This is a genomic window from Paraflavitalea soli, assembly GCF_003555545.1.
In the GTDB taxonomy this organism is placed as follows: Bacteria; Bacteroidota; Bacteroidia; order Chitinophagales; family Chitinophagaceae; genus Paraflavitalea; species Paraflavitalea soli.
This window is the reverse complement of sequence record NZ_CP032157.1, coordinates 1,460,327-1,487,242: the sequence shown is the minus strand read 5'-3', so window position 1 is coordinate 1,487,242 and position 26,916 is coordinate 1,460,327. Positions and strand designations below refer to the sequence as shown.

At 49.9% G+C, this 26,916-nt stretch carries 10 protein-coding genes; 6 read left to right on the top strand and 4 right to left on the bottom strand.

The features are described 5' to 3' along the window. Positions 1-40: 40 nt before the first annotated feature. The gene (locus D3H65_RS05615; protein ID WP_119049323.1) at positions 41-10,423 is read right to left on the bottom strand and encodes a LamG-like jellyroll fold domain-containing protein; all 10,383 of its coding nucleotides are present in this window, start codon (positions 10,421-10,423) and stop codon (positions 41-43) included. Between the two features lie 221 nt (positions 10,424-10,644). Between D3H65_RS05615 and D3H65_RS05610 the strand changes: the two genes are divergently transcribed. Then, positions 10,645-11,271: a response regulator gene (locus D3H65_RS05610; RefSeq protein WP_119049322.1), complete on the top strand. Its 627-nt coding sequence runs from the start codon at positions 10,645-10,647 to the stop codon at positions 11,269-11,271. A gap of 20 nt (positions 11,272-11,291) precedes the next feature. Here D3H65_RS05610 and D3H65_RS05605 read toward each other — a convergent pair whose 3' ends face one another. Then, positions 11,292-14,420 carry a sensor histidine kinase gene (locus D3H65_RS05605; protein ID WP_162915426.1) on the bottom strand — a complete coding sequence of 1,043 codons (3,129 nt, stop codon included), beginning with the start codon at positions 14,418-14,420 and terminating at the stop codon, positions 11,292-11,294. Positions 14,421-14,662: 242 nt separating this feature from the next. Between D3H65_RS05605 and D3H65_RS05595 the strand changes: the two genes are divergently transcribed. Continuing rightward, positions 14,663-15,697 (top strand): S41 family peptidase, encoded by a 1,035-nt coding sequence (locus D3H65_RS05595; RefSeq protein WP_119049319.1) that lies wholly within the window; start codon positions 14,663-14,665, stop codon positions 15,695-15,697. 1 nt (position 15,698) lies between these two features. On the opposite strand, the gene D3H65_RS05590 is transcribed toward D3H65_RS05595, so the two are convergent. Beyond that, positions 15,699-18,446 (bottom strand): CHAT domain-containing protein, encoded by a 2,748-nt coding sequence (locus D3H65_RS05590; protein WP_119049318.1) that lies wholly within the window; start codon positions 18,444-18,446, stop codon positions 15,699-15,701. Between the two features lie 35 nt (positions 18,447-18,481). After that, positions 18,482-20,497 (bottom strand): DUF7849 domain-containing protein, encoded by a 2,016-nt coding sequence (locus D3H65_RS05585; RefSeq protein ID WP_119049317.1) that lies wholly within the window; start codon positions 20,495-20,497, stop codon positions 18,482-18,484. A gap of 213 nt (positions 20,498-20,710) precedes the next feature. Here D3H65_RS05585 and D3H65_RS05580 point away from each other — a divergent pair, with 213 nt between their 5' ends. The 4 genes from D3H65_RS05580 to D3H65_RS05565 all read left to right on the top strand — a co-directional run bounded on the left by D3H65_RS05580 (position 20,711) and on the right by D3H65_RS05565 (position 26,784). Then, positions 20,711-21,445, top strand: a complete 735-nt coding sequence (locus D3H65_RS05580) for a helix-turn-helix transcriptional regulator (RefSeq protein ID WP_119049316.1) — start codon at positions 20,711-20,713, stop codon at positions 21,443-21,445. Between the two features lie 51 nt (positions 21,446-21,496). Continuing rightward, positions 21,497-22,057: a dihydrofolate reductase family protein gene (locus D3H65_RS05575; RefSeq protein WP_119049315.1), complete on the top strand. Its 561-nt coding sequence runs from the start codon at positions 21,497-21,499 to the stop codon at positions 22,055-22,057. A gap of 80 nt (positions 22,058-22,137) precedes the next feature. Then, positions 22,138-22,776, top strand: coding sequence for an NAD(P)H-binding protein (locus D3H65_RS05570; RefSeq protein ID WP_119049314.1), 639 nt, complete (start codon positions 22,138-22,140; stop codon positions 22,774-22,776). A 159-nt stretch (positions 22,777-22,935) separates the two neighbouring features. Beyond that, positions 22,936-26,784, top strand: coding sequence for an AsmA family protein (locus D3H65_RS05565; RefSeq protein ID WP_119049313.1), 3,849 nt, complete (start codon positions 22,936-22,938; stop codon positions 26,782-26,784). Positions 26,785-26,916: the final 132 nt, after the last annotated feature.

Genomic DNA, 26,916 nt, shown 5'->3' with positions numbered 1-26,916 from the left:
TCAAAACCCACAGCTCGCAGCTCATAGCTCGCCGCTTGTATTACGGTACAATGAACTTCTCTGTATGCACGGCTCCGTCTTCGGCCACAACCTTCAGCAGGTAAGCTCCGCGACTAAAGCCTGCTGACGCCATGGTATATACATTATTGCCCGACTGTGCCTGCAGGCGCTGAACCTTCAGTACCCTACCCTTCATATCCAGGATACTTACCTGTAGGGATTGTGCCTTGGGCACTACCACTTCCCAGCGAAGCGGTCCAGTTACCGGATTGGGATTGATGCGCAGGTATTGCAGGTTGCCCGCATTCAATTGCGCACTCACGATCCGGGAATAACCTACCCTTCCATCCAGGTCCATTTGCCTGATGCGGTAGTAATAGGTAACACCTGGCACCACGGTATTATCATCTGCTGAATAATAAGAAGCCATACCCGGAATATCTGCCTGCGGCGATACAGAAGCCACAGCCTGGTAATGAATACCATCCAGACTTCTTTCCACGGTGAATCCGGCATTATTGATCTGTGCCACCACAGCCCATTTCACTTTAATGGTATTGTTGCCTGCAGGAATAGCCTGCACATTGACCCAGGTAACAGGCAGCACTTTCAGCAGGTTGACCGACCATACGCCACCAAAAGTGGAGAAGCTGTTTACAGAAGCAAAATCCACATAATCAACACCGGCCACCTGCCCGGTACTCAGGCCGCCATCAAACCATTCCTGACCACCGGCAGCAATACCACCCGGATACAGTCCGGATACTACATCACTAACTGACTTGCCGGCTGCTTTGAACCATTTGAACACATGGGGGTCGGTGATGCCATTGGCTGTTTTAAGGGCTTCCATATTATTGGCCTCTACATTTTCCGCACCACCCTTTTCAGCCGGATCATAGAACATCCGCACGGTGAAGCCGGGTGTAGGATTGGCAACCGCATCGTAACAGCTGGCGCAATCAACCTGCAACATACGACGCATGAGGCGTACGGCCTGGGTGCTGCTGGCTTCGCCCAGATCGGCAAAAGGCGTAGTAGCATCCACCATCACGGATATCTTCGAGCGGTCTATGAGACCTGTAGGATCATATATAGCCGCTATATATCTGGTATTGTCGACAGGATCTCTGAACAAGATCCATCCATCTACATAACACTCATCTGTAGCGGTGGTGGATGGTGCACCATAGGTAGTCAACAACGGCGTAGACGATACGCAGGCATCATTGGTAGCAAACGTGAAATACTGACCGGTGGTGAAATCAACTGTAGCTTCCCAATCTGTACCATTGAGTGTCATAGGCACTTCGGTTACATCGTTCACAAAATCGCCGGAAGTGCTCACGAGCAGGTAGGCGCTGCCATCTTTTTCCAATGGCAGTTTGACACCGGCTGCACTGCTATTGGCAGGCACCTGTATGGTCACTGTGCCGATATTACCTGTTTCCTGTACTTTCCAGGTACGGGCCAGGCGTTCCCTGTTCAAAGGCGCGCCGGTGGCCGTCCAGGCTGTTCTGTTGGCATTGTTATCACCCAGCAATAAGGCAGTGGCATTGTCCATGTTATTGGCATTGGCAGCATTAGTAGCAGCAATGCCTACATAGTTGCCCAGGGTCACCAATGCTTCGGTGGCATTGACACTCTTCGATTGTTTCTGGTGCAACCCGTTGCAATCATCACGGCCGATGCCGGTGATGTTGAAACCATAGCCTGTATTGACTGTTGCGTCCCAAACAATGTTTCCGGCGGGATCTACATAATTATGAGGCAGGGTAATACCATACTTAATAGCCAGGTAACTGGCTACCTGCTGACGCTCGGAGAGATTCAGCTGCCTGTTGTAGATGGCCACCTCGGCTATCCGTCCGTTGAAGAAGAAGCTATTGGCTGCCGATGCCCTTCTTGCACCTATATTCAGATAGTCCGCAGCAGGATATTGATTGATGGTACCAGCAGCCACTGTAGCACCATTGAGCAGCAGGCTGGCTGCGCCTGCATTGCTGCGGGATCCGTTGGCCAGTTGTACCAATCCGTTTGTAGCAGCGGGATTGGTAATGGACAGCGCTGTACCATTATTGGACAAATGCTCTAGGCGATTGGTATTGAACCGGAACTCAGTAGCCGTATTTGTACTTGACAATGTACCTAATCCTATAATATCATGGAAGCCAGCCACAGCATTGGGTAATACTACCGCGAAGAAGTCTTCTCCATTAGCGGCAGCCGAATGGCTGATACCTGTGGCGTTCAGCACATCATTGACGCCATCAAAACCAAGATTGGGGTTGAAGTTGATAAGGTTAGTGGCGGTATTGTATAAAGGTTGTGCACCGGCAGCGCCTGAAACATTCTTTGGCGTGGCGCTTTGATCGGCCCACAGGCTTACACCTGCTGCTGCAGTCACGCCCTTATCGGCCCTGTACCAGGTATAGAGATTGGTGATCACACCGCCGGGCGCCTGGTTGGTAAGATCGGTTACCAGGGTGAAATATTGACCGGTAACAAAATTGATATTGTCAAAACGCACCACCTGGGTAGCCTCGTCATAAGCGCTGGCGTCTGCTACGGTAGTACCACCGTTACCAAAATCGCCGTCATCATCGATCAGCAATTTGATATCACTCTTGGAAGTGCTGGTGGGCACCAGGCCAGTCAGGTATAACTGTAATTGCACATCACCTGCATCACCTGTTTCCTGTACTTTCCATTCCCTTTGCAGGCGGGTGATCTTGCTGCAGGCGCCGGGATCAAGCAATGCAGGGTATTCGGTAGCCTGGGTACCAGTGAGGCCATTATCCCCCCATACCAGGTAACTCAGGTCATCGGCAAAAGTGCCGGTATTGTCTTTATTAGTGGCGGCTATTTCCCCCACTCCTATTACTACCATATTACCATTGGCAGCTGTATTGACACTGCGGCTTTGCTTTTGGTACAAAGCAGTATTATCATCACGGCCTATACCTGTAATATTATTGAGATAGCCGGTATTATTGGCGGCTGTCCAATAGGTGGTCGTACCATCCGTAGCGATATAATCACCAGCCATAGTAATACCATACTTCAGCGCCATATAGGAATGCACCTGGCGCAGTTCTGTGGCCGACAAAGCCCGGTTGAACACAGCCACTTCATTGATAGGTCCGTCGAAAGCTATATCGGCAGTCACATCCCGGTTACCCAGGCGCAGGTTGCTACTCAGAAAATTGTAAGCCTGTGTACCTGTACCGTCTGCACTACCATTGGTGTACAGGCTGAACAGATTGCCTGCCGAGCGGGTGGTCGTATTGAAATAAGGAATATTGGCGGTTGCATAGGTGCCTGTACCGGACACAGCACCAACACCCGAACTTCCCACAGCGTATTTATTAGCAGCTGTATAATAATGCAGGAAACCATTGGTAGCTGTACCCTGCGTGGACAATATCCCATCACCGGTACCTACGGAATTCCTTACCTGGGCACTCACCACGGTGAAGAGGTTGGTGCCGCTGATACCTGCATTGGTCGCAAAATCCATATAATCACTGGTGCCATCAAAGTCAAAAGCAGGATTGTAGTTGACTGCATTCGGTGTAAATACTGATTGATTGGCTGCAGTAGCCTGTGTGGCATGGTTGTCATTACCACTATAGTCGAGCCAGTTATCAATTGTTGATACATTATCATCTGCCCGCAGCCAGAATTGTACGCCCAGGTTTACAAAACCCGGTCCATTGAGCTCTTTGGCAAAAGTAAAGTAAGCGCCATCGGGTATCTCCACGCTGGGGATGGTCACATTACCATCGGTATCCAGCTGATAGGATACATCGGCGCCGTCAAAGGTAGCATCAGCGCTTACCACCATGTATATCTTTTCATTGCCGCCGGTGAGCTTAAAGGTCACACCTGCATCGGCCCAATTGGTCTTGTCTACCTTCCAGGTACGCGCCATGCGTGCCGTAAGATTGTCCAGGCCGCTGATGGTGGTATTGTACAGGATAGCAGCGCCATCATCGGCAAATACAAACCAGGCGTTATCATTGTCGATGGTAGCTGCATTGTCGGGGTTGGAGGCTGCCACGGCATCGCCGATGGCTACCGCCACAATACCCGTATCTACACTTAAGCTTTGTTTCTGGTACAGCTCGGTACAGTCATCGCGGCCAATACCTGTAATACGGCGATTGTAGATGGTATTATCGGCAGCACTCCACATTTTTGTGGCGCCATCGCTGGCGATATAATCAGTAGCCACCGTTTGGCTGAGGGTAATACCATATTTGAGGGCGAGGTAAGAGCTCACCCGCTGGAATTCTGCATCGGTAAGGTTCCTGTTGTATACGATCACTTCTCCGATATTACCATTCCACCAGCGGTTCTCTCCTACATATTTACCGATCTGTGCCCCTTCTGAAGAGATGGTGGTAGCCCAGCTCATAGCTCCTGTAGCACTGGCTGTGGTGCTATTGGTAAAAATGGATGCGGCACTCCCTGCGCCACCCACATAGCGGCCGGAGATGATGCCCACTTTATTGGCCGGGTATGCATTGACTGCTCCTACCACGCCATTGGCTGCACCAGAACCTTCAAAGATCGGCCGGCCGCCGCTGGCCCTGATGCCCGAAGCCTGGTTGGTAACGAATGAACCATAGCTAAACAGCAGCTGATCGGCTGTAGTAGCACTTATACCTACCCCTATTATAGTTCTGGCAGCATTACCAAAGGAGAATTTGCCGGCTATGGCAGCCTGTGGTATCTGCAGATAATCTGTAGTTCCATTGAAAGTAAGTGCATTGTTGTAATTAAGAGCAGCGGGCGCTAAGGCAGGTTGATTGGCCACTGTGGCCTGTGTGGCATTGACCTGGTTGCCGCTGAAGTCTACCCAGCTATTCGCAGCAGCTGCATAGTCGGCCCTTAGCCAGGCGGCAATACCATTGTTCACACAAGCTGGTCCTACAATTTTGGTGGCCAATGTAAAGTAGGCGCCATCAGGCAGGTTGGCCGTATTGATGGTCACACTGCCAGTAGCGGTATTAATAGCATACTCCGTTGTTCCCGCGCCAAAGGCCGGGTCGGTAGCATGTACCAGCAGGTAACGGTCGCCGCCCTGCACAGCCTTAAAGGTAACCTCCTGGTCGGACCAGTTGGTACGGTCTACTTTCCATACACGGGCCATACGTGCCGTAGCATTGGCCACGCCTACCGTTGCCACTGAGAAGGTGGCGGCGGCGCCATTGTCGGCCCAGGTAAAGAAGGACAGGTCATCAATGTTGGCGGCATTAGCAGCATTGCTGGCAGCTACCACATCGCCTGCTGCTACGGTGATCAGTGAATCACTGGCTGAGCGGGATTGCTTTTGGAATAAAGTGGTCTTATCATCCCGGCCAATGCCGGCTATATTCTTATTGTAAATACCATTCTTGGCGGCAGTCCATATTTTGGTGCCGGTGGTTCCATCCCAATCAGTGGCTACGTAATCTGTAGCAACCGTTTGATTGAGGGTAATGCCATATTTCAGTGCCAGGTAACTTTCTACATGAGCCCGTTCATTGGCTGCCAGTACCCGGTTGTATACGATGGTCTCTGCGATGTCGCCATTCCACCAAAGAGTAGGTCCATCGCTGATGGCTCCGATACGCAAAGGCGCTGTGGTATTGGTAATATAGGTACCGTTGGTAACCGTACCCACGGTTTGACCATTGGAATAAATATGCTTGACGGCGTTACCTGTTCCCAGGGTAGCATCGAGCCCGATGATCTCAGGTACATTCAGCGTAGTGGCGCCACCTGTTTGAATAGACCAGGCGGCAGCGTTGGTACCTGTCCAGAATTCGCGTACCCCTACATTGCGGTAATAGTTCCATCCTTTGGATACGCTGCCGCTAGAGTTCCTGCTGGAGACAGGTGTGCGGAAACCACTGGCCACAGGTTGTGTATGCACCGTATACACCGTTACGTTGCCGTTAAAAGCAGCTTTGTAAGGCACATCCATATAATGGGTAGTACCATTCAACCGGTAAGCCGGGTTGAAGTTATTGGCTGCAGCAGTAAGCGCTGGCTGATTGGCCACCACAGCCTGTGTAGCATCGGCATCATTACCACTGTAATCGAACCAGGTATCATTGGTAGATACGCCATCATCGGCCCGCAGCCATACCTGTACACCGGCATTCACATAACCCGGTCCCACGATCTGCTTGCCGAAAGTGAAATAAGCACCATCAGGCAACAGATCACTACTGATGGTGATGGTGCTATCCGGATTAATCAGTAACTCCTGATCAATAGTACCAAAGGTTGGGTCACTGTTACTGATGAGGAGGTAGGTATTGGCCACACTGCTGTGCAGCTTGATCGTCACATTGCGGGTGGCCCAATTGGTTTTATCTGCTTTCCAAACCCTGGGCATGCGGAGGGTAACATTATTACCCGTTACACTAGTCGTATAGGTAGTGGCGCCATTGTTATCGCCCCATACCAGGAATGACCTGTTATTGAGAATAGTATCACTGTTGTCGGCATTGCTGGCAGCCAGGGCATCGCCTACGGCCACCGCGATCAGGTTGCCGCTGGCGGCAGTATTGATACTTCGGCTTTGTTTCTGGTACAAAGACCCGATCTCATCGCGCCCGATACCGGCAATATTGGAAACGAAACCGGCATTGTCCGAAGCCTTCCACATGGTGGTAATACCATCGCTGGCGAGGTAGTTGGTGGGCGTTGTCTGGTCAAGCGTAATACCATAGCGGATGGCCATATAACTGTTGACCTGCTGGCGCTCGGTAGCAGTGAGTTTACGTTTGTACTGGATCACTTCCGACAGTGGTCCATTGAAGTAGGAACCATACGCTACACCAATGGCATTGTTGGTGCCTTGCTGGGTAAAGCTGGTGGTATAGGCAGCGGGGCCGCTCATCACTTTTCCATCCAGCGAGGCGGTCCAGGAATTAGCAGCAGTGTTCACATTCAGGATAACCGGCAATGCTAAATTCTTAGGTGCATAGGAGAAGTTCCTGCGGGCATTGGTACCCCAATGCAGGTACATATTATCAGAGGTATGGCGGTACCACAATACGGTAGTGCCGCTGGTGCCGCCCAGTTGCCAGGGAAAACCTTCCACATTATTGATGGCAGAAGATTGTACAGAGAATATCTCTCCCTGTGTATAGGTGGGCGTGAACTGGGGCGTGAATGTAAAATAGTTGGCAGGCGTGCCTGGTCCCGGAAAGCGGATGGCCGGGTTGTAGTTCATATCTATGCCGCCCCAGGTCAGCGCGTTGGCATTTACCTTGGTCCAAAGCCGCATGGAAGGGCTTTGATCTTCCCAGCTAATGGCATTGGTACCGGACTTTACAACACCCTCATCGGCTTTTGTCCACACATCCAATCCGTTCGATACGCCGCCCGGTGCTTTTTGCTGGCGGCCAATTGTGAAGTAAGCACCATTGGCCAGTAAGGCGGTAGACACGGTGATGGTGCCATCGATATTAAACTTCAACTCCTGGCTGATGGTACCAAAAGCAGGATCGGTACTGATCAGTAAGTAATTATTATCCTTGGCGCCGGTTACTTTGATGGTAATATCTTTGTCGGCCCAGTTTATTTTCTGCACTTTCCATTTGCGGACCATGCGGCTACTGCTGTAAGTGCCGGCGGTAAATGCCTGGCTATAGGCAGTTGAAGCACTGTCATTGCCCCACATAAATACGGACCTATTGTTGACCACTGAATCTTCATTGTCTTTGTTGGTAGCCGCCAGTTCATCGCCAACGGCAATACTGATCACTTCATCGGCCTGGAAGGCTTTTGCCTGTTTCTGGTGCAATACGGATACATTGTCGCGCACCAGGGCTGCTATCTCTTTGCTGTAAGCTGCATTGGCCACAACATCCCATACCTGGGTACCATCGCTCAATACATAATTTTGTTTCATGGCTATACCGTATTTGAGCGCCATATAGGATTGTACTTTCTGTAGTTCAATGGCCGTAAGCACACGGTTGTAGGTAAACACTTCCGCAAAATCTGTCTCGGCCCCGTTCTGCCATCCATTGGTCGTATTCCATCCTACACCTACAAACCACTGGCTTATGGCAAAATTGCCTTTGCTGTAATTGCCACTGCCCATATTGGCCCCATTGTAATAGGAGCTGTGGTTGGTGGCACTGGTGACAGAAGAGAACACACCGGGCCTGTCAAAAGCTTTTACCCCGGTGGTGCCGGTGATGGGTGGATTGAGCAGGGTACTGCCCCTGTAAGAATTGATATTATTGCCCGTGCGGTAAAACTCGATCTGTGCGGTATTCACATTATGATCCGAACCGGCCTGGGAAAAGAGACAATAAAAACGGTCGCCGCTGGCAGAAATAGAGAACGGATTAAAAACGGCCACGCTGGTGGTGGTAGGTGTAGTGATCCAGGAAGGAGCGCCACTGAGTATCCCTCTGATCCCATCGCCATCCATATCGGCCACAGGATTGAAGTTGATGCCATTCAGTTTGGTGAGCGGATTATTGATGACGGTGGTGGCAGAAGGGCCGCCCCCGCCGCTGAACTCTTCCCAGCCCGTGATCACCTGTCCGCTGGCCGTGGGCTCTGCATTGGCCACTGAAAGATCGTCACCGCGCAACCATACCGCAATACCATTGCTGATGCCGGCCGGGCCATTGGCCTTGATGGCTTTCTTATTGCTAAACTCTGAAGTGCCACAGTTGTTATTAACTCTTAACGTGGCCGACCAGGTGCCATAGGGCGCTGCGGTGATCTCCGGGAAACTGCCGGTAATGCCGGTGAGTACCCGGTTGCCCGAGCCCAGGCCCGTGAGGGTGGTTACATAATGCTGTCCCCCTACCCCTTTAATGCCGGCTTCGTTGGAAAACAATTCCAGCGAACAATTGCCCGATCCGCAGATCGCAGGCATTTTAACAGTAACAGTATAGATGCCTGCACCGGTCTCTACCGAGGAAAGTATCTGTGGCGTATAGGTGACGCCTTCATAGCCGCAATTGCCCCCGGCAATCAACTCGATACCCAATGCCTGGTTATTGTAAATACTGTTCTGCGTTATGATGACCTTGTCCACATATTGTGCGCGTACAGTACCATTCGTCGACTTCGTATTGTAAATGACATTCTTGCTGATGGTAAAGTTGGGCAGCACGTAGGAGGTTGTATTGCCCGGACGCACCATAATGGATACGCCATTATTATCGGAGAAAGTATTTTCGGTAATGAGCACCGGCCCGCCATCGGACGTGGTATTCCTTGCCAGGATGGTAATACCACCCGAAACAACATAACCATTACCATTGCGGGTAAAGGTATTTCCCTTGATCAATATATTGTCGTGATTCTGGGTAAGTGGGTCATTGCCCACGAAAATGCCCATCGTATCAATATCAATAAACTGGTTATTGAGGATATTAACCGTTTGATTGGCACCTCCTCTCATCCAGAGACCATAGTCCCCATCATCTGTACCCGTTCGGTATTTGGCATTGAATATATTCTTATCAACCGTAAGATTGGTAGTATTATTATTGAAATAGACAAAGCAGTTCCTGGTCCAGCCGTCGAGGTTGTCGAAGGTGGAGTTTTTGATAGTAAAGTTGTTGACTGTGGCGCCGCAATACACGCCATATCGTTCATTGTCGCGGAAGACGGAACTGTCGATCGTAATATTATTGGCTGTGGTCGCAAAGAAGATCCCAAAATCGCCATCATCATTGGTAGCGGGATCATCCAGGTCGATGATACTGTTCTTAAGGGTAAGGCCATTGGCTACCCCCTGCACATGTATCCCGGCAGCACTGGAGCCGCCACCGCCGGATAGCTTGTACCCGTCGATCATTACATTGGTGGCATTGCCATTCAGGTAAATGCCCTGCATTTTATCTTCCAGCCCGGTAATGGTCACATTCTTAATGGTAAGACCGGTCACGGCGGCATTGGCCAGGATACCACGGTTCATATAGTGTACACCGGTTTGCGTAAGCACCATGTTTTCGATGGTAATATTGTTCAGCGCCACCGCCAGCCGGATGGGTTCCAGGCCGGTATTGCGCATGGTGAGGTTGCGGATGGTACTGCCGCCCGACCCTGTGCCCAGCACAAACAGCGCGATGAGGTTATTGCCACCCGGCCCGCTGATGGTTACAGTGCCGGGACTTCCCCCATCAATGGTCACCTGCCGGGTAATGGTGGGCAGGGAGCTGGTAATATTGATCACCCCCGACACGGTAAAAGTGATGTTATGTGGTACCGATGCATTGGCGTTGGCATCAGTGATGGCCTGCCTCAGGGAGCCTGCTCCGGCATTGTTACCATTAGTCACAAAGAAGTCCGTAGCATGAAGTTGAATAGTAGATAACAGGAGTATAAAGGAAAGAAATGAGCATGTTACAATATGGGAAGTATTGAACAAAGGCAGGCGCTTTTTCATAAGAGGAATTGATTGGTTAATTGATCTCCGGGACCGGCGCAGTATAACCGGCTTAGAGACATGGATGTTTCTTTTTTAGAATACGACTTGCGCAAATGTAAAATTCTGTACCAAGGCCTTTTGTAGCGATTGTCGGCTTCGCCTGTAGTAATCATACTACATCATGTATAATAATTTTTACTTTTATTTGTAATACGAAACCCGTTAACCTGTCCTCTGCTATGAAAATACTCCTGATCGAAGACCACCTTATCGTACGCTATGGTGTTGGCCGCATCCTTACTTCCATGGCGGCCAATGTAACCATCGATGAATGCGACGACTTTTATGAAGCATTGAAATGGGCCGAAAGATCGCAGTATGACCTCGTTATCCTCGACATCAATATTCCCAACGGCAGTAATTTGCAAATGATCCGTTTGCTGCGCATGAAGCAGGCCGATATCAGGATCCTGATCTTCTCCGGATTCGACGAAAGGATGTATGCCTTGCACTACCTGCGCGAAGGGGCCGATGGCTACCTGATGAAGAACTCTCCCAATCACGAAATTGTAGATGCAGTACGTTGTGTGCTCAACAACCAGAAATATGTAAGCGCTGGCATCCGGCAGCAGTTATTGAGCAACCTGCAGCACCATGATGCGGTGAAGGATAACCCGGTGCAAACCCTGTCGGACCGGGAAGCGGATGTGATGCAGCTCCTCATACAGGGCCAGAGTATTGGTGATATTGCCCGGGAGATGAACCTGCACGTATCTACGGTAAGTACCTACAAAACGAGGATCTTTAAAAAGTTTGAGGTGACCAATGTGATTGACCTGGCCGCCAAGAGAAAATTATTTGGATAGGCACAGCTCCAGGTGCGGGCCTATGCCTGAAAAACGAGGTGGATCTTTGTTCCGCCGGAACCTGTTTTGATCTGTAATCTTGCCTGCAGCAGCCGCACCAGTTCGTTTACAATGATCAACCCAAAGCCTGCCAGCGTGCCACCGGGCTTGCCAATCTCCTCAGGAGCAGCTACGCCGGTATTGAAAAAGCCCGCCACTTCTTCGCGCATGCCATGCCCCGTATCTTCCACCACCAATTGTGTTTGCCCGGCTTCTGTTGACTCCACGCGGATAGTGATACGTCCATCACGGGTAGCTTTTACCGCATTGTCGAGCAGGTTATGAATGATCACTTCCAGCAAAAGCGGGTCACTGTGCAATTGGAACAATAGTGGTACCTCATTTTCAATGGTCACATTTCTCTCGCGGGCTATAGGCTGGAAAATAGCCGCCTTGTCTTCTACCAGGCGGTGCAGGTCGAATTTTCGGTATTGCAAGGCGGCTTTCTTTTCTGATATGCGCAGGTACTGCAACAGGTTGCGGGTAAGATGGTAGAGATAAAACCCGGATTTAAAGATATCATCGGCGTACTGCTTCGTTTTATCAGGCACATTCGTCACTTCCAAACTATCTCTTAGCTCCTCTGCCATCATAGACATGAATTTCAACGGGCTCCCGATATCGTGGGAGATAGCGGTGAAAAGGATCTCCCGTACCTGCATCTCACGCCGGGTATTCAGTTCCGATTCGGACAAGGAAGAAAGCGCTTTGCTCAGTTCTTCTGTACGGTTATTGACCAGTGCTTCCAGTTGTTTATTCTTGCGGCGGATGTATTGCAGGCGCAGGCGGGCATATATCCACATGCAACAAATGACCAGTACACCCAGCAATGCGTAAAACCACCAGGTCTCATAAAAAGCAGGTGGCACCAGCACGGTAAGTGTACGATAACTGTAATTATCCATGCCAAACCCATTGACCTTTCGAATGATCAGCGACCAGGCGCCATGCGGCAGGGAAGACTGTTCTATTACCTGTTCACTATTCATGGGCAGCCATACCGGGGTTTCACTTCCCTCTACCCAGGCGTATTGCATATTGATGTTGTAACTGTTCCGGGCATAAGGAGTAGAGCAATAGAGCTTCAGCAGTTTAAACCTGCGCGGCAGGTCTATAGTGTCTCTGACAACCACAGCCGACTGGTCTACCTCTATTTTATCGACGAATATCTTTTTATCGGGCAATACCGTTTTCATGGTGCGGGGAGTAAACCATACCACGCCATTAAAGGAAGGCAGGGAGATATACCCATTGGCCAGTTTCACGGCACAGGGTTGGCACCCGCCATTAAACTCGTTGGTATTGAATCCTTCTTCACGGGCATGGTATAAGTAGAAGAGCTGCTGCTGACCGCCTGCCGCATAATTGAGCAGGTCTTTTTTGGAAGCCTGGAATAAACCCTTGTTGGTAGGTATCCAGCAGTAGCCCAGGTCATCTTCCACAAAGCAATGCGCCATGGCCAGGTACTTTCCTTTATCCAACGGAAATGCGATGAGGCGATTATCCTGGTACAGGAAGAAGCCTTTTCCATAGGTGGTGATCCACACTTCACCAGGCCTGGAAATGTGCAGGCTACGGATATTAGCTGCTTCCAGTCCCTTAATGGTATCAACCGTCCCTTTGAGTACGTGCAGCCTGTAGAGGCCTTTTGCAGTGCCTACCCACAAAAACTCAGTCCCTTCTTCCTGCATGCAATAAACATCCGGGAAAGCAAGGTGGTTGAGAAAAGGCCGCAGTCTTGCAGCGTGATCAACGGGGTTGAGCCTGTACAATCCCCTTTGCCCCGCTCCTATCCACAACAGGTTGTCGCGGCCTTCATACAAATGAGGCGCACCACCCTTCAGGTGCCATTTGGCCAACAGGTGCTTACCAGATGAATCAAACTTATTGATATCATCCGCACTGCGGGTCCAGATCGTTCCCCTGCGGTCAATGAGCATACTGAACAGGTCCCAGGTAGCCGTCTTCTTCATCAACGGAAGTACCGTAGAGCCATTGAGTCCCATCAGGTGCCCCTGGATGGTAAGTACCCGGTTACTGTCCCAGGCAGCCTGGGCATAATAGATATTGTCTTTATCATAGGTATTGCTGCCAATCGTCAATGTTTTGAATGACCGGGCAGAAAAGGTAAAGAGTCCTTTATTCAGGCTACCCAGGTAGATGACCTCCGCCGCCTGATCATAATAGATAGAAATGATGTTGTTGGCTTTGCAATCAAAGTCAGTAAGCACCAGCCGGGTGTCAAGATTACCGGCAGCGTTTTTAGTGAGCTGGTATAAATTGTTTTGCAGAAAAAGAAAAGCTGAACCGGTTACATTGCTCCAGTATATTTCAAAATTCCTGACACCGGGTTGATAAGCCGGGTGTTGCAGCATATCACCGGTCAATGCAATATCCCTGACAGTAGTACCGGTTATTTCTTTGAATGCGCCCTTTTCGTTGGCCCAATACAGCGATGCATCCATCCGGATAAGTGAAGAGACATCTGCCATGGGAAAAGCGATCTGGTATTGCTGCTGAACACCTTTGTAATAGGTGATCACCTCGTTGTTGCAGGTATAGAAACCGCCTTTATCGTCGGGAATGATACACAGAAGACCGGTCAGATCAAATTCAATCAGGGTAGGCTTGCTCTGGCTAATAAATGTTTTCCCTTCGCGCCAGGCACGGTTAAAAGGCATCCGGGCAAACTGGTGCTCATGTCCTGCGTCTCTTAGTGCCACGGTGCCATGGTTAATGAACAGGTAGTCGCCCTTGTTGCTGGGAATAAAAAAATGGTCTTTACCGGTTCCTGCTGAATCAGTACCCAGGTAGAAAGAGCCCATCCGCGTGGAACGCAGTGGCAGCACAGATTGGTCAAAGGTGAGGAAACGATGCCCGTCATAACGTACCAGGCCGCTTTCCGTAGAGAGCCAGATAAACCCCTCCTGATCGCCTATGATGCTTTTGATACTATTTTGGGGCAGACCGTTCTCGTCTGTAAAATGCTGTTGGTCGTGAAATGGAGAAAGACGTGGCTGGGCGGACAATTGCCGCGGGCAATTGACTATTGTGAGGAAAAGGATAAGCCGGACAGCAGGATACAGGTGGAACCTGAAAACAGAAAGCATGCTCAAAGATGGATCAAAACTTCTTCTTATGTATGAGCTGTTATCATTTTTTAATTCACAATTAAATTTATCCTTATATCTTCCGGTTGGCTACAATGCTCATTGCCTTACCTGTTTGTTGTCAAGACCACACTTTATGAAATACCGGAGGGTTTCCAAAAACATTCCACTTGCTGCAACATTTTCCTGGAAACAACGACATTCTACGATAACTATATTTCAAATCCCTCATCTATCCACCCATGAAGACAATTTATCTTTTTTTATTATACCTGACAGGGTTTACTAGTAGCTATGGACAAACGCCCCCTGCCGACAGTTTGTATTCACCCGCCCATTTAAAGGAGGACCTCGCCTACCTGCAGCAACAGCTCTACCAGGTACATGCCAACCCTTTTACTGAGCTTTCCCAAAAGCAGTATGACCAATTGTTCGGCAGCATTGCCGGGAAGTTAACTACACCCCTTAGTGCCACCGATTTCCTCAGATTGGTAAAACCGGTGATCGCTCACCTGGGGGATGAGCATGCTTTTATTGGTCCGCCGGAACCCTCGCAAGCAGCCCAAACCGGCTGCTCCGAAAGGATCAGCTACCAGCCATATGGTAAAACCGGCTATATCAATGCCTGTTCTTTTGATGTAAAAAACACAGGAGAGTTTACGTTCGATGCTATTTCCAGTAAGATCGACAGCATCTTTAAGCAGATACATACTGCCGGCATTCAGCAGCTGGTGATCGATGTGAGTAATAATGAAGGTGGCAATTCCGCCGTAGGCGCCTACCTCATCTCCTGCTTTTATAAAAAACCTTATAAGAATTACCAGTGCAACTGGAAACGGAGTGCGGAATACCAACAGTTGTACGAATCCTGGGGCATTAAGAATGAATTGTACGCTAATACACCCATTGGCAATATTATCCACTTCGATGCCGGCATCAGCACACCACAGGAAGTGCCGTATCCCTTCAAAGGGAAAGTAACCATCGTGGTAGGCGCGCACACTTTTTCCAGCGCCATCCTCTTTGCCACCCTGATCAAGGACAATAAAATAGCGCCCATCATTGGACAGGTTCCCACCAACGGGCACCCCAACCACTTTGGCGAAATGTATAATACGAAATTGCCCAACACCAGGATCGCATTACGCTTTGGCGTTAAAGAATGGATCAGGCCTGCGGGCAAAGGCAGGGAAACAGACAAGCAGTTGGTTCCTGATGTACTATTATCTGCCGCAGAGATGACTGATGTATTAAAGATCGTTGAGAAGGCAAAATAACTTAAGCACCCGGAGAGCGGGGTTGCTTCCTGCGCCGGATCGCTTTCATTAAAAGGATAACCAGGGCGATTGCCACCAATGTACCTGCTGTATAATACCACCACCTGCTGCGCTCCTGCTCCAGCACTACCGGTAGCAGGTGGCCGCTGTACACGATCCCGGCCCAGTAATAGGGCAATTGAAGGGTGGCATTGCCGCCATGCTCCTGCATCCATTTCAATTTGGCATCGTGTAAGGCAAGAGCAGGGTCTTTATCCTGTTGCAACTGCTGGTAAAACTGTTGCATGATTCCAATGGCCGATTCGTCATTCACATTCCAGATGCCTGCTATCACGCCGCCGGCACCAGCCGCCGTAAAACCCCGGCTCAGGCTATTGACGCCCTCTCCTGCCAGCCAGGCGCCATCGGCAGTTTTACAGGCGCCCAGCACTACCAGCGAGGGCGCAAAGGAACGATAACGCAGGTCAAACAAATAAAAAGGCTGGTCATACAATTGCAGGAAAGGAAAAGAATCCTGGGCAGAGGATACTGCATGGGTACTTACATGAACTACGCCCATTCCCCTGGTATGGGTGGTAAAGTTTTGCCAGGTGGCCATAGAGTCCAGAAAATAGTCGCCTTTGATCATTCCCTGTAAAGATTGGTATTCCTGCATCACCGATAGTACCGGTTGACGCAGCCCCTTACCCTTTGATACAAAGAAGCCCGTGAAACTATGCACGGGGTACCTGCCAGTTTGCTGCTGATACCAGGTATGTAAAGAATAAGCCTGTGAGAGAGCGACCTGCTTAAACAGGAAGGGCCATTCGCCATAATTAAGACTATATTTTTCATTGGTCACGAGTGCATCAAACGGCAGGTAACTAAACTGGCCATCGGGGATCAGCAGGTAGCGGCGGGCAGTATTCCATTGATAGCCCTTAAAAAGCGCCGCATAGATGCCATAGCATTGCTGATAAAACTGTTTGGGTGCATTCATCATAGCAGCAGGCCCGTGCATAAACCATTGTTGCATGAAATGCTGCAGGCTATCCTGTAGCCGGCCGCTGCCGGTAATTAGTTTGATGGCGCTGATACCCTTGGCATCCATCTCAATGATGTAGCTGCTGTCGCGGCCGGCAAAGAATTCCAGTACCGTTGCCTGTAGGGGTATCCGCTCAAAGAAATGGTGCAGTTGTACCAGGTTGAGCATCTTTGCTTCGGGCGCTTCCTCTTCCTGTTGGCGGGTCTTCTTATTCAACAGGGAAAGATCGTATTCGGCCACCTGCAGCAGGTCGGGTATATTTTTATTGGCGGGTGAGTTGATCAGCTCACGCTGATAGTACACAATGGCATCCTGTAGTTGCCGCGCTTTGCGGGTAATGCTGTCTGCCGGTTGGAAATCGCCTGCCCTGGAAAAGCGGGCAGCCCTTTCGTGGGCCAATACCTGTGCTTTGGAGAGTTCGGCAATCAGCAGCAGTTGTTCTTCATACTTCTTTTGATGTGTATCCTGCCACAGGGTATAGGCCAGTTGCATGGCAGCATCGGCACGTCCTTTGGCCAGTTGCAATTCCCGCAGCCTGGATTCGGTGTAAAAGAAGGTGGCCTGCAACTTATGACCAGCCATAAAGACGGCGATATAATGATCCAGTGCTGCTTCCGGTTTACCCAGCAGGCGAAGGCAGGTAGCCTTGCCGGTTAATGCATCGGTGAAGATCGACTCTCCATACAGCAATGCTTCCGGTGGCACGGCCTGCAGGGAGGCTGGCTGCCAGGAAGGCAATAGCCAGAGCAGGGATTGTTGATAATATTGAAGCGCCTGTTGCGGCTGACCTGTTTTCAAACATACATTGCCCAGCAGTTCATTGACCCGGGCTTTTTCCCGCTGACGGGCAGTAGGGAAATAACGGTCAAACAATTGAAGTGCCTCCTGCGCGCATTGCTTAGCGGGACCATACCTGCCTTGCCCGATGGCAATACGGGACGCCATTTGCAGGGCGCTGGCGTACCAGTACAAGGCATCCGTATCATGCTTATAGCGCTGCAAATGCGTTAAGGACTGCGCTATTACACGGCTGGCCGTATCATACCTTCCCTGTTCAGTTAATATATCGGCCGAGGTACTCAACAGCAATCCATACAAAGGCGTACGGCGATCCACGGCTGTGATGCCTGCTTTGCTGTATTCCATGGCCAATGGCAGATCGCCCTTCCAGCGGGCGCAGATGGCCATATTGCTATAGGTGGCAGCAATTTCGCGGTTGTCTTTCCGCTGCTGCGCCAGCGCCAGGGTTTTACTGAGCACAAATAAAGCCGTATGGTAATCACCCAGCCGGGTATAATTATTTCCCAGGGGCTTCAATACATAAGCGATATTATCAGCATCGGGCAAGGGATAGGCTTCATAGAAAGCCAGGGCAGCTTCGTAAGCGTTGATGGAGGAAATGATGTTGCCGGTTTGCAACTGGTAATAGCCCTGCAATATCAGCAGGTTGAACCAGGCTACTCTTTCATCGTAGGTCCTGTAGGTTCTCCAGGCCGCCTGTTGAGTGGCCATCAGGAAATCTATGCGCTCAAATGGAGCCGCATCTACATAATCAATGCGGGCATAGAGCCATTGTTCGAGGCTGTCTTTCTGTTGTAGTTCCTGCAAATGGTGTTGAAGCGTTGCAGGTACGCCGGTACTATCGGGCGATGCAAAGGAGGTTACAAAGAAGCAACTGCAATAAATAGTAAACTGTATAACTACCTTGTACAGGCAGTGCGCCATCAGGGTTGTAATTTGGCTAAAAGTAGAGATTTTTCTTACAACTTCCAGCTGGCGTATAGAAAGATCCGCTGGTGTGAAGGATTGATGTATTGAAGGAAACGGATGCCGGCGGCAGGACCTGCCCGCACAATACCCAATTGGAAATCTGCAAAGAAAGCCCCCCGCCAGTTGGCAAAGGATTCCAGCTGCTTTTCATAAGCGCCTTTCATCAGGGCGAGGCCCTGGCCATTGGGCCTTTGTATCCAGGTTTCCACCACGGGGGTCACTGACCTTTCCACATCAACGCCTACCAGTGCGCCCGCCCCTGCGGCCATATATGAATTGATATTGTACCGGAAGTGTACAGGCACGGCTTCCAGCGACAATACTTTTTGCTGCCGGTACTGATCGCGGTATTCTACCTTATACCCTACCCCATTGATCATGGTATCGCCACCTATGCGACGGCCATCGTAGGATTCATAGCTACGCGATTTTTCGAGGTAGATCTCCCACTGGAAGTATTTCTTATAAGCTGCATACTCCGACAAGGTGAAGCCCAATACATAATTCTGTGGCAGGATATCCTGTGGCTTTTTACCCGGAATGGTATTGTAACCAATGATAATACCGGGTGAAAGCCCCTTTTTAAACCGTCCTACAGAGCGATTGGTATAGATGGGTTCATTCTTATCAAATACAATGGAAGCCCGGCTGGTGAAGGGCATCTTTTTCATCTTTTTGGTGAAGCGCAGTTTGTACCGCACATAACCCATGGTAGAATCAGGATCGCTGATGCCCTCCTGCTGCGTGCCCGGCAGGTAGATATTCTTAAAGATGAATTGTATACTGTCTTTGGTGAGGATGGTGTCGATACAGCTTTGGTTGGCATAAGCAGAGTCGCACCATGTACAGGCAGGTTTCATATCTACCAGTTCTACCGTACCGGTGTTGAGCATACCGGGAATGGTGACGGTGATAGCCACTCTTTTGGCGGGGCCTTTACCGGTATTCTGGAACTGTACTTTATAAATATTCTCCCGGTTCTTGCCTGTAAACCGGTAGTTCAGTCTGCGGTTTTTGAGCATGATGCGGTTGGGATCGTGTGAGGCTACGATCTGCAGGTCGAGGGCAAACCGCTCTACGTCCATAGAAGGATCGTCGGGGATGAACAGGCCGGAGATGGTGACTACCGCATTGGTGTCTTTGATCATTTCCGGCAGGGTATTGAGGGAAAGGAACATAAACTGTTCTTCGCCCTGCTTCACCTCGTTGATGCGCCAGATATGGTGCTGCCGGTAGCCCTCCATTTGTTCTTTGAGGAAGGCTTTTAGCTGTGGTTTACCGGCAATGGGCAGGTTGCCGCCGCCACTGGCTGTAAACAATCCACCGCCCCGGCTATCGGCTTCACCCGTAAGGGTACCCTGTAGGGGCATATTCCATTCTTCGGCGGGCGCATAGGCCAGCAGGGAGTCGAGCCCAATCTTTTTTTCCTGGTGGTAACTTCTGGCTTCGGCCAGGTCGAAGCTGTTTTGCCCAAACTGCTTTTCATTATACAGCAGCATGACCGATCCGCTTACGGTGGCTGTGTGACTGCCGGGCTTGTTGCGGTAACCCAGCAGGAGCACCATGTCTTCTCCCGGCCGGGGCATCTGGTTGGTGATCATTTCCAGTGATCCGCCGCCTTTAAAGAAGGCGGGTGGTGTATTGGCCGCCAGCATGGTTTTCTTCTCTACCTTGATCTTTTTGAGGCGGGTGGGTGGCTTTTTGCCGTCGTCGTAGTTATTGGTGGCCCAGAGGCGAACAGGGTAATCGCCGGTATCCTTGTACAGGTGTACGGGTTCTTTCTCAAAGCTGTAAGTACCATCCCCAAACTCCCAGAAATAGGTGTAAAAGGGAGCAGGCGCTCCGGCCACGCCCCGCAGGGGCCGCAATTGGGAGGTAAATTTCACGCGGTTATTGTCTACCTGTGGTTCTACCACGGCAGGCAGCGTATCGTTGATCTGTGCCGCTGCCCATTGGGTTACCAGCAGTAACACCAGTACAGGAAGCAGGTGGCGGGATGCGTTCATAAGTTCAGCCGTTTAAGGTATTCTGGGGTTATATCAACGGATTGGACCATTTGTTACCCCCTGAAAGGGATAAACCTATCTTTTCAAGATATAACTTTTCTCTATATAACGGTGATTTGAGCGGAAACTTGTGGGGGGGTAAGGGTAATCCAGCAGTTTGCTCAAATTGCCTAAAAAGATGGACCTTGCACCTGTAAAAACCGGACTAGGCTCATGATCTTTAAACAGGCGAAACCACATCATGCACTGGCAGCGTATATTGACAGCTTTTGGTCAATAGCAGGCGCCGGCACTGAGCTGCATACAGAGCGGATATTTCCGGATGGAAGCCCTGGCATGGTATTGAACCTGGGCGAAAAATGCACCACTGACAATGGCCTCGTAACCATGCAGCCCGGAAGCACTTATTTGGTAGGCGCTATGACTTCCTATAAAGAAACCTACCTCAACGAAAAACATCACCTGATGGGTGTGTGCTTTAAGCCAGGCGCCTTCTCACAGTTTTATGACCACCTGTCACTGGCAGCCATTACAGAGCAGACGGTAGAACTGGAAAAAACGCTGGCGCCAGACACCAGCAAAATGCAGGAGTTGTCATTTGCTGAGTTAAACACTTTTTTTATCAAGCGATTCAAAGCACCTGATTCCAACCTTTCCACGATTGCCCAATCTGTAAAAACGATCAAGGGGCAGATCACGGTAGATGCACTGGCCAAACAGCATCACACTACACCGCGACAACTGGAAAGAAGTTTTCACAAGCATATCGGTATTACTCCTAAAGAGTTTATTAACATCACGCGATTTCAGCAGGCTTTCTCGGAGATCACGCATAATAAAAAGCACAAAAGCTTATTTAATATCGCCATTGAACACGGGTACTACGATCATGCGCATTTAACCAATGACGTAAAACGGTATACCGGCCTGCCTCCTTCCGCATTATAATTTGTCGGATTTTTCCAAACGGGCGCTTGCTCCCTACCTTACCTTTGCACCATGAGAAACATCATATTGAATTTAGCCACCACATTAGATGCTCTTATCGAGGGAGCCAACGGCGAGATAGACTGGTGCATATTGGAAGAAGACATGCAGTTCGATGCATTTCTGGCATCCATAGACACCATCTTCTACGGACGTGTAAGTTACGATCAGTGGGGCCATTACCAGCCTGACGCAACTGCGCCGGACATGGAGAAACAGATCTACTCCGCCATACAGTCCAAGGTAAAATACGTTTTCTCCAGCCAATCAAGGGTAGATAATAAAGCCACCTTTATTAGTACCGACATAGTAGCCCAGGTACAAAAGATCAGGAACCAACCCGGAAAAGATATCTGGCTCTATGGTGGCGCCAAACTCATCACCACGTTTATAGAAAATGGGCTGGTAGATAAATATATGATCTCTGTGCACCCTACAGCCTTAGGCGCCGGCAAACCATTGTTTGATATCTCTGCCAGGCTGAACCTGGTACTGGCCGAAACCAAGGTATTCAAATCGGGGGTAGTGCAATTGATCTATACGCCCCTGTCTGATCCGAAAAAAGATAGATAGATATAAAGTAGCGGCTTAGATAAATTCAGCAAGAACTGTAATGTTTCATTAATTTAGGCAGCACAAAACCTTACGGCAATATGAAAGCCTTGATTATCGGAGCCACAGGCGCTACAGGGAAAGACCTGGTAAATGTACTGTTGCAAGATCCTGCCTATACAGCAGTGGTAATTTTTGTACGCCGGCCTGTTGGAATAAGTCACCCCAAGTTAACTGAGGTCCTTACTGATTTTGACAAACTGGAAGGAGTATCCCAATTCATCAAAGGCGATGTATGGATCTCCTGTCTGGGCACTACCTTAAAAGCCGCAGGCACCAAAGATAAACAATGGCATATCGACTATGAGATCCCGCTGAAATTTGCGGAGATTGCCAGGGCAAATGGCATTTCGCGGACGGTCTTATTGTCTGCTTACGGAGCCAGCGCTAAAAGCAAGGTCTTTTACTCCCAAATGAAAGGTAAGCTGGAAGATACCATTGCCGGCCTCTCCTTTGATCAGTACATTATTTTCAGGCCGGGCTTGTTGCTGCGGAAGGACTCAGACCGGTCGGGGGAACGTATCATGGCCAGCCTGTTAAAATTCCTGAATGGCATTGGAATCATCAGAAAGTTTAAGCCCATGCCCACCTCCACACTTGCTGAGAAACTGGCGAAAGCTCCCAAAGTCCTCCCAGCCGGAAAGCATATTATAGAGTTGGATAAGATCTTCGGGTTTTAAATAGATCATCACGGTGCCCTCGCCACCTCCTCATACCGGTGTTAATGCGCATTTACTAAGAGTTCGGTTTCCCGGGCTCCACCGAACAAGGGACGAACATGGCAATAGCAAGACATGAACGAGGCCTCTGGGAAAGCGTAAAATGCCGTATATTACAATATGGCCGTTAAACCATTGGTAAGGAAGCTGTTGAAGGTCGCCGGTATAGTCATGGGTATCCTCCTGGTATTACTGGTGGTGGCCTACCTGTGGTTTGTACACCATGCAGAAAGCATTATCCGCGACATCGTCCGCAGCAAGTCCAATGGCACGGTAGAACTATCCCTCAAAAACATCACCTACGATTTTGGTCAGCGCCGCCTCAATCTCAGGGAAGCCGTTATCTACAATACCGATTCCGTCCGTACCAAAACAGCCTACCGGATATCGGTAAAGCGGCTCAGCCTGCAATTGCACAAACTCACCCCGCTGATCCTGCACCGCGAACTGGTCATTGACAGTATCCTGATCAACAATCCGGATATCAGGGTCATGAAATCCGATACGCTGGAACACAGGCATGGCTCCCTCTCCCATGAGATCGGCGATCTGTACAACTCGATCCATAAAGCCCTCTCCCTCTTCTCTGTAGGGCATTTCCGGATCGACAATGGCCGCTTTTCCCTGGCCAACCGGGCGCGGGCCGACTGGCAGCCGGTGACGATCTCCAATATCTATTTCCGCATCAACCATATCAAAGTGGGAGGCAACAAAGTAGACAGCTCAGCTTTTCACTTTAGTGAGGACATTGTTTTCAACACCGACCACCAGGAGATCACCTTCCCCGATGGGCGCTACCGCATGGCCTTCAGTAATTTCAGGATCCATGTAAAAGACCGGTCGATCGCACTGGACAGCTGCTCGATCATTTCTACCGGCAACCGGCAGAAAAAACTGGCCCTAAGCCTGTTCTTTGATAAACTCAAATTTTCCAATCTTGATTTCCCTGCACTCTATGCTACCGGTGTACTCAAAGCTGATTCCATGTATGCCCTCAATCCACTGCTCAACCTCAATGTGACGATTGACAGCGCACGCAAACAAAATGGCCCTCCTGTCCATATGGACACGCTGCTAAAGCACCTGGGCATTAATACCCAACTCAAATACATCGGCGTAAAAAATATCAGCACTTCCGTGGTTACGGTACAACAGGGACAGTCCGCCGAATTCAATACCAAAGGTGATGACTTTGAAATGCGGGACCTGGTCATCGACCGCACAGCCAAAGAACCCGTTTCGGTAGGCAGGTTTGATATGGCCATCCGTGGTTATACCAGCCTCAACAAAGACAGTACTTACCGTTTCAAGTTCGATAGTATACGGATCATAAACTCCAGTATCCTGCTCAATAACTTTTCCATCAACAGCCTCGCCAAAGCCAATATCATACGGCATCACCAGCTTCCTTTGTTCGAACTGGACAGTCTTTCCTGGGAAGAGTTGATCTTCAACCGGCATATCAAAGCAAAACAAGCCGTACTGTATGGCCCTAAAATAGCCTATGTGAAAAACACGAAGGCAGACAAGGATAAAAAAGTGTCCATGTATTCCGTATTGCGTTCCCTCGACAAAGCCATGTCGCTGGAAAGGATACAGGTGATCAATGGCCATATATCGTATGTCCCCAATCCAGATACCAGGCTGTTATTGCAACAGGTAAACCTGACCGTGCAAACCAATCAACTGCTGGCCGCACGATCTACCTCCATGATCGGCGATGCCATAGATTCATTGCATTTTGATAAAGGAAGTATCAAAACCAAAAAGCTGCAGGCTTCCATCAACAATGGAAGTTTTACCGGTCATGGTACGGTACTGCAGGCAGGTGAGGCCACCATCAAGGACCTCTCCGGCAATATGACTGTAAATGCCAGGGACATACGCATGGCAGGACTGGCCTTTGATGACAGCAGTGACCATATCAGTATTGGTACGGCCAGTTGGAAAGAAGCAACCGTATCAATAAATACCCCCACAGCCCGGGCTGCTCCCGAAGGCCGGCCACCTTTGTCATTAACGATCCGAAATATACAGGGCAGTAAAACCCATTTCTCCCTGAAAGACCCACACAGCAACCTCAATACGTTTGTAAACAAACTTACCATCGCTTCGATCAGGAAAGATGGTTCCGGCAAGGGCGCCTTGAAAGTAGAAGGACTGGCTGTAGAGGGCACCAACCTGCAATACACCGGCAAAGACATGGTATTGCATACCGGCTACTATTCCCTGGCAGGCAATACCCGGTCACATATCAATGATGTGCGATTTAGCCACCACACATCCCACGATACCATCACGGCAGCGATCCCCCGGCTACAACTGGTGCCCGACCTGGAAGCTATCCTGGCTGGCAACCTGCATGCCGAAGAGGTCATCTTAAAAGAACCCATACTACTGGTAAAATTATCCGCTGCCGGTAAGGCCGCCGAAGCAGCGTCACCCGGCAAGCAACTGCCCTTGATGGATATTAAGCAACTGATCATTGAACAACCCACCCTGCGCCTGGAGCAACAACAGGAAGAGCACAGCATCCACCTCGCCTGGAACAAGGGCATCACACCCGCCCACAACCAATGGGTGTTCAACAACATCAGGCACGACGGCAAAACGCCCATCACCATAGACAACGCCAGCATACAAGGAACGGATGTATCCTTTTCACAACACGCAGATAAACTGATCCTGCTGAAGCCACAAAGCATGGAGCTGGACCTGGGCCTTACCAGGCTGGCTACAGGAAAACACCCAACAATTCCCTGGTCTACACTCATCGCACGCTTTACCCTCCGGAATATGCAAATTGACGGCATAGGTAAAGACAGTGGCCGGCTCAGCCTTAAGGCATTAACGATAGAGCAATTGGCTATTCAGGGCAACCAACACCACCAGGAATGGCTCAACAACAGCCCTAATCTTTCCCTGCGCGACTTTTCGGGCGACCTGACCACTACCAAAAACTACTTTCGATGGAAACAACTCAGTTACCATCACCGCGAACGCCTGTTATCGATCGATTCATTTACTTATACACCGATGGTATCCAGGGACGCCTACATAGCGGCCCATCCTTACCAGACCGATTACATACAACTGCACACAGGCAGGATCAATATCCATCGTGCCGACCTGAACAAGTACTTTAAAGATACCCTGATCCATATCGGCGCTTTGGCCATCTATGAACCGGCAATCAGTGTGTACCGCGATAAACGCCCGCCACGGGAACCCGATGTGATCAGGCCATTGCCGGTAGATATGATCAAACGCCTCCCCTTTAAAATTGCTGTAGACAGTGTATTGGTCCACCAGGGAAGTGTACGCTATGAGGAACACAGTGAAAAGACCAATAAGTCGGGAGTGATCAGCATCAGCAGGCTGCAGGCCCTCCTGGCCAATATAAAGAGCCGCAATATCCAGGCAACAGACAGCCTGAAACTGTTGGCCGATGCTTACATGATAGATTCCATACACGTAAACCTGCGGCTGCAGGAATCCTATACAGATTCACTGGCGGCCTTCCTGATGACCACCCGGGTAGGGCCAGCCAACCTGATGATGCTCAATAAGGTGGTAGAACCATTGGCTTCTGTAAGGATCAGGTCAGGACAACTTGATACCCTTACCTTGCGGGCCATCGGCCGGGAATATGTATCGTATGGTGAAATGCATATGATGTACCGCAAGCTCAATGTGGAAATATTACAAGGGGGTGATGTGCAGAAGAAAAGCTTTGTTACCAAAATGATCACCTTCATTGCCAATACCTTTGTGATCAAAAGCCGCAACAATCACAAGACCGGCATCATCTACTTTGAGCGGCTGCGCGACCGCTCCATCTTCAACTATATGATCAAGATGCTGCTCAGCGGGGCCGGATCAAGCGTTGGCGCCAAGAGCAATAAAAAATACCTCAAACACTACCGGCGCGAACTGCGCAAACAAGGCTTGCCGCCGATACATCTGTGAGTACTCAAAAAAGCCTTCCCACCACTCAAGTAGCCTGCTATACGGCTCAAAACCAGCGTGCACAAACTTGCCGCCACGTACCTTTAACACCGCGCTACCAAAATTAATTTGGAGAAATCTATTAACCCACTT

Bases quoted from the DNA above. Each gene is read 5' to 3' on its own strand.
- D3H65_RS05615 (WP_119049323.1), bottom strand. From the start codon at position 10,423: ATGAAAAAGCGCCTGCCTTTGTTCAATACTTCCCATATTGTAACATGC.
- D3H65_RS05610 (WP_119049322.1), top strand. From the start codon at position 10,645: ATGAAAATACTCCTGATCGAAGACCACCTTATCGTACGCTATGGTGTT.
- D3H65_RS05605 (WP_162915426.1), bottom strand. From the start codon at position 14,420: ATGCTTTCTGTTTTCAGGTTCCACCTGTATCCTGCTGTCCGGCTTATC.
- D3H65_RS05595 (WP_119049319.1), top strand. From the start codon at position 14,663: ATGAAGACAATTTATCTTTTTTTATTATACCTGACAGGGTTTACTAGT.
- D3H65_RS05590 (WP_119049318.1), bottom strand. From the start codon at position 18,446: ATGGCGCACTGCCTGTACAAGGTAGTTATACAGTTTACTATTTATTGC.
- D3H65_RS05585 (WP_119049317.1), bottom strand. From the start codon at position 20,497: ATGAACGCATCCCGCCACCTGCTTCCTGTACTGGTGTTACTGCTGGTA.
- D3H65_RS05580 (WP_119049316.1), top strand. From the start codon at position 20,711: ATGATCTTTAAACAGGCGAAACCACATCATGCACTGGCAGCGTATATT.
- D3H65_RS05575 (WP_119049315.1), top strand. From the start codon at position 21,497: ATGAGAAACATCATATTGAATTTAGCCACCACATTAGATGCTCTTATC.
- D3H65_RS05570 (WP_119049314.1), top strand. From the start codon at position 22,138: ATGAAAGCCTTGATTATCGGAGCCACAGGCGCTACAGGGAAAGACCTG.
- D3H65_RS05565 (WP_119049313.1), top strand. From the start codon at position 22,936: ATGGCCGTTAAACCATTGGTAAGGAAGCTGTTGAAGGTCGCCGGTATA.